The 12,386-nt window shown below is 72.8% G+C and carries 12 protein-coding genes; 4 read left to right on the top strand and 8 right to left on the bottom strand.

The genetic code is table 11. From position 1 onward, the window contains the following. Positions 1 to 68: 68 nt before the first annotated feature. The 5 genes from IM777_RS14460 to galT form a co-directional block, all read right to left on the bottom strand. Complete coding sequence (locus tag IM777_RS14460) at positions 69 to 410, bottom strand: DUF202 domain-containing protein (RefSeq protein WP_194383846.1); 342 nt, start codon at positions 408 to 410, stop codon at positions 69 to 71. Next, positions 407 to 781, bottom strand: a complete 375-nt coding sequence (locus tag IM777_RS14455; RefSeq protein ID WP_071044975.1) for a YidH family protein — start codon at positions 779 to 781, stop codon at positions 407 to 409. The genes IM777_RS14460 and IM777_RS14455 overlap by 4 nt, the downstream gene beginning before the upstream one ends. Positions 782 to 865: 84 nt before the next feature. After that, complete coding sequence (locus IM777_RS14450; protein ID WP_071044974.1) at positions 866 to 1,717, bottom strand: alpha/beta fold hydrolase; 852 nt, start codon at positions 1,715 to 1,717, stop codon at positions 866 to 868. Between the two features lie 146 nt (positions 1,718 to 1,863). Then, the gene (gene galK, locus IM777_RS14445; RefSeq protein WP_194383845.1) at positions 1,864 to 3,063 is read right to left on the bottom strand and encodes a galactokinase; all 1,200 of its coding nucleotides are present in this window, start codon (positions 3,061 to 3,063) and stop codon (positions 1,864 to 1,866) included. Next, complete coding sequence (gene galT / locus IM777_RS14440; protein WP_071044972.1) at positions 3,060 to 4,235, bottom strand: galactose-1-phosphate uridylyltransferase; 1,176 nt, start codon at positions 4,233 to 4,235, stop codon at positions 3,060 to 3,062. The genes galK and galT overlap by 4 nt, the downstream gene beginning before the upstream one ends. A 126-nt stretch (positions 4,236 to 4,361) precedes the next feature. Between galT and IM777_RS14435 the strand changes: the two genes are divergently transcribed. From IM777_RS14435 to IM777_RS14420, 4 genes are all read left to right on the top strand, one after another. Beyond that, positions 4,362 to 5,420, top strand: coding sequence for a LacI family DNA-binding transcriptional regulator (locus IM777_RS14435; protein WP_194385591.1), 1,059 nt, complete (start codon positions 4,362 to 4,364; stop codon positions 5,418 to 5,420). Positions 5,421 to 5,525: 105 nt separating this feature from the next. After that, complete coding sequence (locus IM777_RS14430; protein ID WP_194383844.1) at positions 5,526 to 5,696, top strand: hypothetical protein; 171 nt, start codon at positions 5,526 to 5,528, stop codon at positions 5,694 to 5,696. 114 nt (positions 5,697 to 5,810) lie between these two features. Continuing rightward, complete coding sequence (locus tag IM777_RS14425) at positions 5,811 to 6,803, top strand: IS481 family transposase (RefSeq protein ID WP_194383843.1); 993 nt, start codon at positions 5,811 to 5,813, stop codon at positions 6,801 to 6,803. Between the two features lie 88 nt (positions 6,804 to 6,891). Continuing rightward, entirely contained in the window at positions 6,892 to 8,040 is a 1,149-nt protein-coding gene (locus IM777_RS14420; protein WP_194383842.1) for a glycerate kinase, read from the top strand. A gap of 860 nt (positions 8,041 to 8,900) precedes the next feature. On the opposite strand, the gene IM777_RS14415 is transcribed toward IM777_RS14420, so the two are convergent. From IM777_RS14415 to IM777_RS14405, 3 genes are read right to left on the bottom strand one after another with little or no spacing between them, the layout of a single operon-like run. After that, complete coding sequence (locus IM777_RS14415) at positions 8,901 to 10,346, bottom strand: aldehyde dehydrogenase (NADP(+)) (protein ID WP_194383841.1); 1,446 nt, start codon at positions 10,344 to 10,346, stop codon at positions 8,901 to 8,903. 26 nt (positions 10,347 to 10,372) lie between these two features. Then, complete coding sequence (locus tag IM777_RS14410) at positions 10,373 to 11,488, bottom strand: mandelate racemase/muconate lactonizing enzyme family protein (RefSeq protein WP_228480836.1); 1,116 nt, start codon at positions 11,486 to 11,488, stop codon at positions 10,373 to 10,375. Next, positions 11,485 to 12,384 (bottom strand): 5-dehydro-4-deoxyglucarate dehydratase, encoded by a 900-nt coding sequence (locus IM777_RS14405; RefSeq protein WP_194385589.1) that lies wholly within the window; start codon positions 12,382 to 12,384, stop codon positions 11,485 to 11,487. The genes IM777_RS14410 and IM777_RS14405 overlap by 4 nt, the downstream gene beginning before the upstream one ends. Positions 12,385 to 12,386: the final 2 nt, after the last annotated feature.

The raw sequence follows: 12,386 nt of genomic DNA, 5'->3' as shown, positions 1-12,386 counted from the left end.
TAAACCGAACAATGCTCGAACCTCAAAGCCAAATGTCGTATGGCTTATGTGTCTGCTCGCGTGCCGGGTCAGAGACGGGATGCGGCGATGCCGACGACATACACGGCGCACGCCGTGCCGATGGTCACCAGGGCTCCGAGCATGAGAACCAGCGCCGCCCCGTCGGTCGGCAGCTCGCCGTCGGTGCTCAGGGCCTGGTGCGCCCGGCGATAGCGGTGCCCGGCGGCGACGTAGGCGGCGATGGCCATGACCAGCCCCACCACCCCGAAGGCGATCGCGGCGACCCCGAGGATCTCGGCGGCGAAGCGCACCGAGACGAGGCTCGCGACCGCGAGGGCCAGGCACGTGCGACGCCACGACAGGAGCGTCCGCTCGGGCTGCAGGCCGGGGTCGAACGGGCGGTCGGTCACCGCAGCTCCAGCACGAAGCCGGCGAGCACGAGGCCGACGGCGACCACGACGCCCACGACGATGATCAGGGCGGTCGCGGGCGCGGGCAGGGCGCTGCTGCGACGGAGCGCGCGTTCGGTGCGGGCCCAGCTCAGCCATGCGTGCACGGCGGCCAGCAGGCCCAGGAGCACGAAGATCAGGGCGGCGGCGAGGCGGAAGCCGGTGTTCTCGGGAAGTTCGAGAGCCTCGAGCGCGACCCCGCCGGCCATGAGGGCGAGGGCCGTGCGCACCCACGCGAGAAAGGTGCGCTCGTTGGCGAGACTGAACCGCGGGTCGGGTTCGTCGCCCTCGCGGTAGACGGATGCGGGGAATCGTCGGGGGGTCTCGCTCACGCCGTCCTCCTGGTGCGGGTCGGTGGCTCACCCAGGCTACTCCGGCGCCGCCGCGCCCCCGTGCGCCGCGGCGGCGGCGGAGATTCACACCGACAGGAACGCCGAGAGAGCCTCGTTCACTTGGTCGGCGTGGGTCCACAGCAGGCCGTGCGGTGCCCCTTCGAGCTCGACGTACGTCGCCTGTGGCAGGAGATCCCGCAGCCGTCGGGCCGACGCGTCGATGGGCACGACGTTGTCGGCGGTGCCGTGCACGATCAGGCACGGGATGCCGCTCGCGGCCACTTCGGCGATGTCGGCGCGGAAGTCGGTCGGCCACGTCAGCGTCGCATCGGCGATCGCGACGTTGCCCGCGTGCGCGGCCACCTGCACGTTCGCGTCGACGGCGTCTTGCGAGATGCGCCGGTCGAGGTTCTCCTCGAGGTTGTAGAAGCCCTCGAAGAACCCGCGCACGAAGGCGAAGCGGTCATCCCTCACCTGTGCGCGCAGGTCGTCGAAGAACCCCTGCGGCCCCGCGCCGTCGGGGTTGTCGTCGGTGGCGAGCAGGTAGGGGAGGATGCCGCTGAGCAGCCCGGCCTTGGCGACGCGGTCGGCGCCGTAGCGGCCCAGGTAGCGGGCGATCTCGCCGGTGCCCATGGAGAAGCCGAGGAGCACGGCGTCGCGAAGGTCCAGCTCTTCCATGAGTGCGTGGAGGTCGGCGGCGTACGTGTCGTAGTCGGCGCCGGAGGCGGTCTTCGTGGATGCCCCGAAGCCGCGCCGGTCGTAGGCGATGACGCGGTAGCCGGCATCCAGCAGCGGATACTGCTGCCGGGCCCACGACTCCCCGTTCAGCGGATAGCCGTGGATGAGCACGACCGGTGTTCCGGTGCTCGGTCCCTGGTCGGTGTAGTGGAGCTCGACGTCGACCGAGTTCTCGGTCCCGACGGTGATGTACGCCACGTGCGGTCGCCCTTCTCGCTGCGCTCCCGGGATGCCGGGGCGGACCGGAGTGTCCGATCCGCCGTCGACGCTACGGCCGGCGACACGTGCGAGCCAGGGCTTGACCGTCCGCGATGCGCGTGGTGGGGTACGGCCGCTGCGAGGCCTCAGGCGTCGCGGCCGGCGCCGGCGGCGGCGGTGACAGAGAACACGTGAGGGTCGGCGAAGCCGCGAGCGGCGAACGCACGCCGCACGGCGTCGGTCACGTCGGCGACCTTCTCGCGCGAGACCAGGGCGATCGCGGCCCCGCCGAACCCGCCGCCGGTCATGCGGGCGCCGATCGCGCCGGCGGCCAGCGCGGCATCCACCGCGGTGTCGAGCTCGGGCACCGAGATCTCGAAGTCGTCTCGCATCGACGCGTGCGAGGCGACGAGGAGCTCGCCGATCGCGGTGGGTCCGGCATCCCGCAGCACCGCCACGGTGTCCAGCACGCGCTGGTTCTCGGTCACGATGTGGCGCACGCGGCGGAACGTCACCTCGTCGACGCGCTCGGCCACCCGCGGCAGGTCGTCGACCGAGACGTCGCGGAGCGCCGCGACCTCCATCGCCGCGGCCCCGCGCTCGCAGGCGGCACGGCGCTCGCCGTAGCCGCCGGTGGCGTGGGAGTGCTTCACGCCGGTGTCCATCACGACGAGCTCGAGGTCGGCGGCGTCGAACCCGAGGTCGACGACCTCGGTGGCGAGCGTGCGGCAGTCCAGGAAGATGGCCGCGTCGGCTTCGCCCAGCATCGAGGCCATCTGATCCATGATCCCGGTGGGTGCTCCCACCGCATCATTTTCGGCGGTGCGTCCGGCCCGGGCGAGGGCGACCCGGTCGAGATCGAGCCCCCACGTGTCGGCGAGCGCGGTCGCCGTTGCCCCCTCGATCGCCGCGGACGACGACAGGCCCGCGCCCACCGGCACATCGGACGAGAAGGCCAGGTCGGCGCCGGTGACGTCGGTCGCGGCGGTTCCGGATGCGGCGAGCAGCGCCCACGCGACACCGAGCGGGTACCGGGCCCACTCCGGCACCTCGTCGCGACGCGCGGGGAACAGGGCCTCGAGTTCGGCGACCGGCACCTCGACCAGCACCGGGTCGACCTCCGACACGACCCGCAGCACGCCGTCGGTGCGTGGAGCCACCGCGACGTGCGTGCGGAAGGGGATGGCGAAGGGCAGCACGAAGCCGTCGTTGTAGTCGGTGTGCTCGCCGATGAGGTTCACTCGGCCCGGCGCCGACCACGTTCCCACCGGCTCGGCTCCGGTCAGCTCGCGGAAGAGCTCGCGTGCCTGCCGGGCGGTGTCGGATGCGGGTTCGGGCGAGGTCACAGGGACACCTCCGGGATGGATGCGACGGCCTCGCGCAGGCGGTCGGCGGCGGTTTCGGGCGGGATGTCGCCGATCCAGGCCCCCATGGCGGCCTCGGATCCGGCGAGGTACTTCAGCTTGTCGGCGGCGCGGCGCGGGGAGGTCAGCTGCAGGTGCAGGCGCGCCGTGTCGCGTCCGACGGCGACCGGGGCCTGGTGCCACGCGGCGATGTACGGCGTGGGGGTGTCGTACAGGGTGTCGACGCCGCGGAGCAGACGCAGGTAGACCGTCGCGAGTTCGTCGCGCTCGGCATCCGTCAGCTCGGTGAAGTCGGCGGCATGGCGCCGGGGTGCGAGGTGCAGTTCGATCGGCCAGCGCGCCGCGAAGGGCACGTAGGCGAGCCAGTGCTCGGCTTCGAGCACGACGCGGGGACCGGCCGCCTCGAACGCGACGATGCGCGCGAACAGGTCGTCGCCCTCGCGGGCGATCGAGCGCAGCAGCGACTGGGTGCGGGGAGTGATGTACGGATAGGAGTAGATCTGACCGTGCGGGTGCTGAAGGGTGACCCCGATCTCTTCGCCGCGGTTCTCGAACGGAAACACCTGCGCGATGCCGGGCAGGGAGGAGAGCGCGGCGGTGCGATCGGCCCACGCCTCGATGACGGTGCGGGCGCGTGTGGCGCTCTGGGTGCCGAACGACCCCGCGTGCTCGGGGCTGAAGCACACGACCTCGCAGCGTCCGACCGACGTGCGGGTGCGGCCGAGCCCCGGAGCGTCGAGGTCGTCGAGGCTCTGCGGCGCATCGTCGGCTGCGGGTGCGTCGCCGGTGGCGCGGGCCAGGGCCGGGCCGAACGAGGGCGACTTGTTCTCGAACACCGCGACGTCGTAGACGGAGGGCACCTCCGACGGGTTGGTCGCGGTCTGCGGGGCGAGCGGATCGAGGTGCGCCGGCGGCAGGAACGCGCGGTTCTGACGTGCCGCGGCGATCGAGACCCAGTCGCCGGTGAGCACATCCCGCCGCATCGTCGCGGTGGCGGGGCGCGCATCCAGGGTGCGGGCGTCAATGGCGCGCTCGGCCGGCAGCGACGTGTCCGGGTCGTCGAAGTAGATCAGCTCGCGGCCGTCGGCGAGGCGGGTGGCCCGCTTGACGACGCCGCCGGACAGCTCGGCCGTGAAGAACTCAGGTGTGTTCACGTCAACACGGTACCTGGAGGGGTGTGTTAGCGTCAACATGCCTGCGTTGTTCACCCGATGACGCGGGTCGGTGCGAGAGGGGAACGCATGCCGAGGCGGATCGCGGGACAGGTGCGGCGGGTCTCGATGGCTGACGTGGCCGCGCGCGCCGGCGTCTCCGGACAGACGGTCTCGCGCGTGGTCAACGGCAGCCCGCGGGTGGATCCGGCGACGCGGGCGCGCGTCGAGGCGGCGATGGCCGAGCTGGGCTACCGGCCGCATCGCGCGGCACGTGCGCTGCGCACCGGTCGCACCCACACCATCGGGCTCGTGGTGTCGACCCTCGCCACGGTCGGCAACTCGCGCATGCTGCAAGCGGTCTCGGATGCGGCCGCGTCCCGGGGCCTCGCCCTCGTCGTGGTCACGCTGCACGCCGAGGTCGACGGCGGCATCGCGTCGGCCTTCGAGCGGCTCGAGGACCAGGGCGTCGACGGTGTAGTCGTGCTGAACGAGGCGACCCTCCTCGCACGGGACGTCGCACCGCCGGAGGGCCTGCGGCTGGTCGTCGTCGACGCGCCCGCGGAGGATGCGGCGGGGCCGGGGAGTTCCGCACATCCCGCCACCGCCTCGCCGCGGAACGGTCGGCCGGGTGCCGGGCAGGCGGGTGCCGGGCAGGCGGGTGCCGGGCGCACCGGTACCGCGCAGACCGACCATGCCGGCGGCGCGCGGGCGGCGACACGGCACCTCATCGCGCTCGGTCATACGCGCATCCGTCACCTCGCCGGTCCGCTGGGCAGCTACGCGGCGGCCGAGCGCGAGCGCGGTTGGCGCGAGGCGCTCGAGAATGCGGGGCTCGAGGTCGCGGAGCCGCTGCGCGGTGCGTGGACGTCGGGCGCCGGCCACACCGCCGCGGCACTGCTTGACGACGCCGCGACGGCGGTGTTCTGCGCGAACGACCAAATGGCGCTCGGGATGCTCCGGGGCCTCGCCGAGCGGGGGCTCGACGTTCCCGCGGACGTGAGCGTGGTCGGATTCGACGACGTGCCGGACGCCCGGGACTACCGGCCGCCGCTGACGACCGTGCGGCAGGACTTCGACGCGCTCGGCGAGGCTGCCGTATCGGCCCTCGTCGATGATTCGTCCGGGGGTGGCGCGGTCATCCCGGCCCAGCTCGTCGAACGGGTCAGCACGGCACCTCGACGGTGACCGCGTGTGCCGCGTCGCGCGGCCGCTGACTCCGCTGGGAGGCGGAGGCGGAGGATCCGACGGGCGGGGGATGCGGCGGGAGCGTCCTCGCGGGACGATCGATGCATGACGCGTTCATCCCTCACGCCCGGTACCGTCGTCGCAACGCCTCGCGGGGAGGGGGAGGTCATCGACGTTCGAGCGACGCCATCGGGGAAGTTCGTCGTCGGGGTCGAGATCGAGACCGGCGAGGTCGTCCATGTGACGGGGGGCACCGCGCGGCCGGTCGACGCCTAGTTGTGATGTCCAGGGACGTTGCTACGTGAATCGCGAGTGATTTGCTGACGGGCGAGGGCCTCCCGTTGTGAAGTGGAGCTGTCTAGGAACCGCTTCGTGCAACAGGAGGCCCTCGTGTCCCACGCTAATGCTGCTCTCACGCCCCGCGCACGGCTCAGGCTCGCGCGATTGATCGTCGAGGATCGGTGGCCGGCGACGGCCGCCGCAAAGATGTTCATGGTGTCGCCGATCACCGCTCGTAAGTGGGCCGCCCGGTTCCGTGCCGAGGGCGCCGCCGGGATGACCGATCGGCCCAGTCGGCCCCGGTCGATGCCGAGCAAGACACCAGCGCGGACGGTCAAGCAGATCGTGCGGTTGCGGTGGCGGCGTCGCCTGGGTCCAGCGCAGATCTCGGAGGAGCTCCAGATCCCGGCCTCGACGGTCCACGCGGTGCTGGTCCGGTGCCGGATCAGTCGGCTCAGCCATATCGACCGGGTCACGGGCGAGCCGATCCGCCGCTACGAGCACGACCATCCCGGTTCACTGCTGCACGTCGACGTCACGAAGTTCGGCAACATTCCTGACGGCGGCGGATGGCGATACGTCGGCAAGCAGCAGGGCGACCGGAACCGCGAGACCACGGCGAAGCGCACCGGGAAACGGAGGGGCTACGAACCCAACGTCGGGACCGCGTTCCTCCACACCGTCGTTGATGACCACTCGCGTGTTGCCTACGTCGAGATCTGCCCCGACGAGAAGGCCGTCACCGCGATCGGCGTGCTCGAGCGCGCCGTCGCGTGGTTCGCCGACCGCGGCGTGACTGTCGAACGGGTGCTCTCGGACAACGGGTCGGCCTACAAGTCGTTCGCCTGGCGAGACGCCTGCGCTGGGCTGGGCATCACGCACAAACGGACGCGGCCCTACCGACCGCAGACGAACGGCAAGATCGAGCGATTCCACCGCACCCTCGCCGATGGGTGGGCTTACGCCCGGTTCTACCGATCCGACTCTGAGCGTCGCGAAGCGCTACCAGGCTGGGTCCACTTCTACAATCACCACAGGCGCCACTCCGCAATCGGAGCCCCGCCCCTCACCAGACTCAACAACCTGCCTGGACATCACACCTAGTCGCTTCGTCCTTTCGAGTGGAATACGCTTTCCGTGGGATGCTCCACCGGAGTCCATCCCATCGCGACCGCGTCGACGAAGGAGTGGCATGACCGGAGCGACCGAGGGCCGTCCTCCAGGCACCGTGGTGCTCGCGGTGGACTCGTTCAAAGGCTCGATCGCCGCAGACGCCGCCGCTGACGCGCTTGAAGCGGGGTGGCACCACGTGCGACCGGGCGACCGGATCGTGCACCGGCCGATGGCGGACGGCGGCGAAGGCACCGTCGCCGCCTTCGCGGCGGCCGTGCCCGGGGCGACGCTCATGCCCGTGACGGTCGATGGACCGGAGGGCGCGCCCGTCGAGGCGCACTGGCTGCTGCTTCCGCCGACCGCCGACGCCGACGCCGACGCCGGCACCGGGGTCGTCGAACTCGCCGGCACCTCGGGCATCGAGCTGCTGGGAACGCCCCCGCGACTCCGGCCGCTCGACGCCGACACACGCGGCTTCGGGCAGGCGATCGCCGCCGCGCTCGACCACGGCGTCTCGCGGTTGGTCCTCGGGATCGGTTCGAGCGCGTCGACGGACGCGGGGGTGGGGATGCTCGCCGCGCTCGGCGCGCGCGTGCTCGACGTCGACGGCGCGCCCGTCGCTCCCGGTGCGCGCGGACTCGGCGATGTGGCCGAGGTCGATCTGTCGGGTCTCGCCCCGCTTCCAGCCGGCGGCGTCCGTGTGTTGAGCGACGTCACGCATCCGCTGACGGGCCCGCGGGGAGCGGCAGCCGTCTTCGGTCCGCAGAAGGGTCTGGGTGGGGACGACATCCCGGCTGTGGATGCAGCGCTCGCCCGCCTCGCCGACCTCGTCGGGGTCGACCCGGACGCACCCGGTTCGGGTGCCGCCGGCGGTACCGGCTTCGCCCTGCGCCTGTGGGGCGGCGATCTCGTTCCCGGCGCCGAAGAGGTCGCCGAGCTCATCCGGCTCGCCGACGCGATCGGCGGCGCCGCCGTCGTCGTCACGGGCGAGGGCGCATTCGACGGCCAGTCGGCCGCCGGCAAGGTGCCGTCCCGGGTGCACCACCTGGCGGCGGTTGCCGGCGTGCCCGCGATGCTCGTCGCCGGCCGCATCTCGCCCGAGGCCGACACCTCGGCCTTCGCCGCCACCGCGTCGCTGACCGACCTGGCGGGAACGCCGGAGGCGGCCATGGCCGACCCCGCGACGTGGCTCGCGCAAGCCGGCGCCGCCCTCGCCGCATCCCTCTGACCTTCCTCCGTCCACCCGACCTCCTCCGCCTCTGACCCCGCCGCCTGCCCGCCCCCGGTCGCCCCGACCTCCCTCCGCCCGCGTGCTGGTGCCTAACTCAGGCTGAGGAGGTCCAGATGCGGCCTGGTATCGATTTCCCGGCCCGGTGAGTGCCATCCAGCCTGAGTTGGCGCACGTCGCCGGTCAGGCCGCCCGACAACTCACACCTCGTGCGGGCGTCGGCGTCTTTGCCGTCTGTCCCCTGGCGCGGCACCGGATGGTCGACTCGATGCCGCACCGGAGTCTCACCCCACCGTGTGCACCAATTCAGGCTCGGGGAGTTCGGGTACGGCCGAGAGGTCGGAATTCCGGCGGCTCGTGGTCCCCCAGCCTGAGTTGGTGCCCGTCGCCCGTCGAGACGCCGACAGGTGACACCACGTGCGGGGGTTCGGCGCCTTCTGTCGTCTGTCGCCCGGTGAGGCAAGGTCTCGACTCGATGCCGCCCCGGTGTCACACCCGACGTGTGCACCAACTCAGGATGGAGGAGCCCGGGTACGGCCGGGAGGCCTGGAATCCGGGCCGTTCGGTTCGCCCAGCCTGAGTTGGGGCACGACGTGAGCGGAGACGCGGCCCCCACCATCGCCGGGGCCACCGCCCGGCCGCAGCCTATCGTCGCCGGCCCGCGCCGCCCGGCCGCAGCCCGTCGTTGCCAGCCCGCGGCGTCACCGCCCCACCGTCGCCGGAGCCCCGCGGCCCACCGGAGCCCCGCGGCCCGCCGGAGCCCCGTGGCTCGCCGGAGCCCCAGCCTCGCCGGAGCCCCCCACGTCACTTCCCCACCGTCGCCGGAGCCCCGCGGCCCACCGGAGCCCGGCGGCACCGCGTCAGGGGAGGGTGAGGATGCCGTTCCGGCGGTGCGGGAGCGACGGGAAGGCGTCGTCGCGCAGCACCGGGGGCAGCAGACGCTGCGGGGCGTCCTGGAAGACGATCGGCCGCAGGAACCGGCGGATCGCCGTCGCGCCGACCGAGGTGTGCAGCGAGGTGGTCGCCGGCCACGGACCGCCGTGCTGCTGCGCCCACGTCACCGCCACGCCGGTTGGCCAGCCGGCGAACAGCACGCGTCCGGCCTTGCGCTGCAGCACCTCGAGCACGTCGTCGACGGCGTCGTCGTCCTCGGCGTGCAGGGTGGCCGTGAGGCTGCCCGGCACCGCCTCCAGGGCACGCTGCAGCGCGGCGTCGTCGGCGTACTCGACCAGCAGCGTCACGGGGCCGAAGCACTCCTCGAGCAGCGTCTCGGGCCGATCCGCGACGGCGGCGGCGTCGGTCCTCAGCACGACCGGCTGCGCGGTGCCCTCGGCCTGTTCGGCCGATCCGGCGACGACCGAGACCGACGGGTCGGCCTCGAGGTGCGCGAGACCGGACGGGAACGCCGCGGTGATGCGATCGGTAAGCAGCGGCCCACCGGATGCGCCCGGAACGAGGCGCGCGACGAGCTCGTCGAAGCCGGATCCGGTCGGGACGAACACCACACCCGGCTTGGTGCAGAACTGCCCGACTCCGAGCGTGAACGAGGCGACCAGGCCCTGCGCGAGCGCCTCACCGCGCCGCGCGACGGCGGCCGGGGTGAGAACCACGGGATTGACGCTGCCGAGCTCGCCGTAGAAGGGGATGGGGTCCTCTCGCCCGGTCGCCAGGTCGAACAGGGCGCGTCCGCCGCCCAGCGAGCCGGTGAACCCGGCGGCCTGGATCGAGGGATGCTGCACGAGGGCGTTGCCGGCTTCGCGGCCCTCGACGAGACCGAGCGAGCCCGCGGGTGCTCCCGCCGCTTCCAGGGCCGCGGCGACGATCTCGGCGGTGCGCTCGGACAGGCGGGGATGGCCGGAGTGCGCCTTCACGACCACGGGGTTCCCGGCCGCGAGGGCCGAGGCGGTGTCGCCGCCGGCGACGGAGAACGCGAAGGGGAAGTTCGAGGCCGAGAACACCGCCACCGGGCCGACGCCGGTGAGCATCCGTCGCAGTTCGGGGCGCGGCGGGGTGGCGGCGCCGTCGGCGTCGTCGATCGTGATCTCGAGGTACGAGCCCTCCTCGACGACGCTCGCGAACAGGCGCAGCTGGCCGGTCGTGCGCCCGACCTCGCCGCGCAGGCGGGTCTCGCCGAGGCGGGTCTCCTCGTCGGCGATCGCGACGAGCTCGTCGGCGTGCGCGTCGAGTGCGTCGGCTGCGGCGCGCAGCCAGCGGGCGCGGTCGTCGGCCGACGAGGTGCGCCACGCCGGCGCGGCCTCCGCGGCGGCGGACACGAGGCGGTCGAGGTCGGTGATGCTGGTGCTCATGATTGCTCCCGAGTGGTCGCAGGCGGTCAGGTGAAGCGGATGCCGAGCCCGACATGGTCGGTCTCGGTGAGGGCGCCGTTGTGGATGCGGACGGGCGAGGGGTCCCGCAGGGCGTTGAGCTCGCCGAAGCCGGCGTCTTCGACGTCTTCGACGAGCGGATCCGTCACGCCGGGGACACCGCGCAGGCACAGCGCCAGCTGTCCCGAGAGCTCCGGCAGCAGGTGCGGATGCACGGCGGCACCGTACTCGGCCGCGACGGCGGCGATCCCCAGAAACGGCGTGATGCCGCCGACGCGCACGACGTTCGGCTGCACGATCTGGGCGGCTCCGGTGCGCAGGAAGTCGTCGAAGCGGAAGACGTTGTGCAGATTCTCGCCCACGGCGATCGGGATGCGGCTGGAGGCCGCCAGACGCTCGGACAGCGCGATGTGCCCGGCCAGGTCGTCGGCGCGCAGCGGCTCCTCGATCCACGCCGGCGCCACCTCGGCGAGCACCTCGAGGTTCCGCGTCGCGCGGTCGAGGTCCCAGCGCTGATTCGCGTCGATCATGAGCGCGCGGTCGGGCCCGAGTACCTCGCGCACCGCACGCATGCGGTCGAGGTCCTCCGCGACGTCGGGCTTGCCGACCTTGACCTTCACGGCGTCGAAGCCGGCATCCACCCACCGTCGCGCCTGGGCGACGAGATCGTCGATCGGGTAATGCAGGTTCACGCCGGAGCCGTAGGCGCGGGCGCTGCGACGCTGCCCGCCGAGGAACCCGGTGAGCGACGTGCCCCGCTCGCGCGCCGCCGCATCCCACAGCGCGAGGTTGAGCCCGGCCATCGCGATGGTGGTGACCCCGCCGCCGCCGGCCTCGTGGAGGTGCTGCCACAGCGCCAGGGACTCCGAACCCGGGTCTGCCGAACGCCCGCGGGCGAAGGCGGCGACGTCGTTCGCGAGCATCGCGTGCACCGCTTCCGCGCCGATCTGCGGCGTCCACGAGAAGCCCCAGCCCTCCGCTCCGTCCGAGCGCACCACGTGCGTCTCGACGACACCGACGGAGGTGACTTCGGCGCCCCACGGGCGCGTCAGCGGCACCCGGATCAGCCGGGTCTCGAAGGTCGCGACGGTCGGATGCTCCTCCGCCGCAGCGACCGCGGTCACAGCAGGGCCCGTCCGGCCTCGAGGATCTCGGCCAGGCGCTCCTCCTGGGCGGGCGAGGGGTCGACGAGCGGGGCGCGCACGCCGCCGACCGGCATCCCCGACAGCCGCAGGCCCGTCTTGATGAGAGAGACGCCGAAGCCGGGGGTCTCGTCGCGCAGCGCGACGAGCGGGCGGAAGAACCCGTCGAGCAGCTGCAGGCGACGGTCCTCGTCACCGGCGATGTACGCACGGTAGTGGGCGGCGGCGACCTCGGGGATCATCGCGAACGCCGCCGAGGAATACAGCGGCACGCCGATGCCGCGGTACGCCCCCTGGGTGAGCTCGGCGGTGAGCAGGCCGTTGAAGAAGGCGAAATCGTCGCGGCCCTCCTCCGCGACCGCGCGCACGATCAGCTGCGCCGTGCCGATGTCGCCGGCCCCGTCCTTGAAGCCGATGACCTTGGGATTGCGCGCGAGGTGCCGCATCGCATCGACGGAGTACTGCGCGTTGGCGCGGTGGTAGACGACGACGGGCAGATCGGATGCCGCCGCGATCGCCTCGACGTAGGCGATCAGGCCCGCCTGCGGTCCGCCGACGAGGTACGGCGGGAGGACGAGGAGCGCGTCGGCTCCCGCATCCGCAGCCGCGCGTGCGACCCCGATCGCGTGGCCGAGCGGACCGCCGGCACCGGCGACGACGGGAACGCGCCCGGCGACCGTCTCGACCGTGGACCGCACGACCTGCGCGGCCTCATCCGTCGACAGGGCGTGGAACTCGCCCGTGCCGCACGCCGGGAACACCCCGCCCGGGCCGTGCTCCATCGTGGTGCCGACGTGGCGCCGCAGCAGCTCGTCGTCGACGCGGTCGTCGGCGTCGAAGGGCGTGACGGGGAAGAAGAGGATGCCGTCGAAGGCGATTC

This window comes from Microbacterium luteum, from assembly GCF_015277875.1.
In the GTDB taxonomy this organism is placed as follows: Bacteria; Actinomycetota; Actinomycetes; order Actinomycetales; family Microbacteriaceae; genus Microbacterium; species Microbacterium luteum.
The sequence above is the reverse complement of the archived record's forward strand: the minus strand, read 5'-3'. Positions and strand labels throughout refer to the sequence as shown.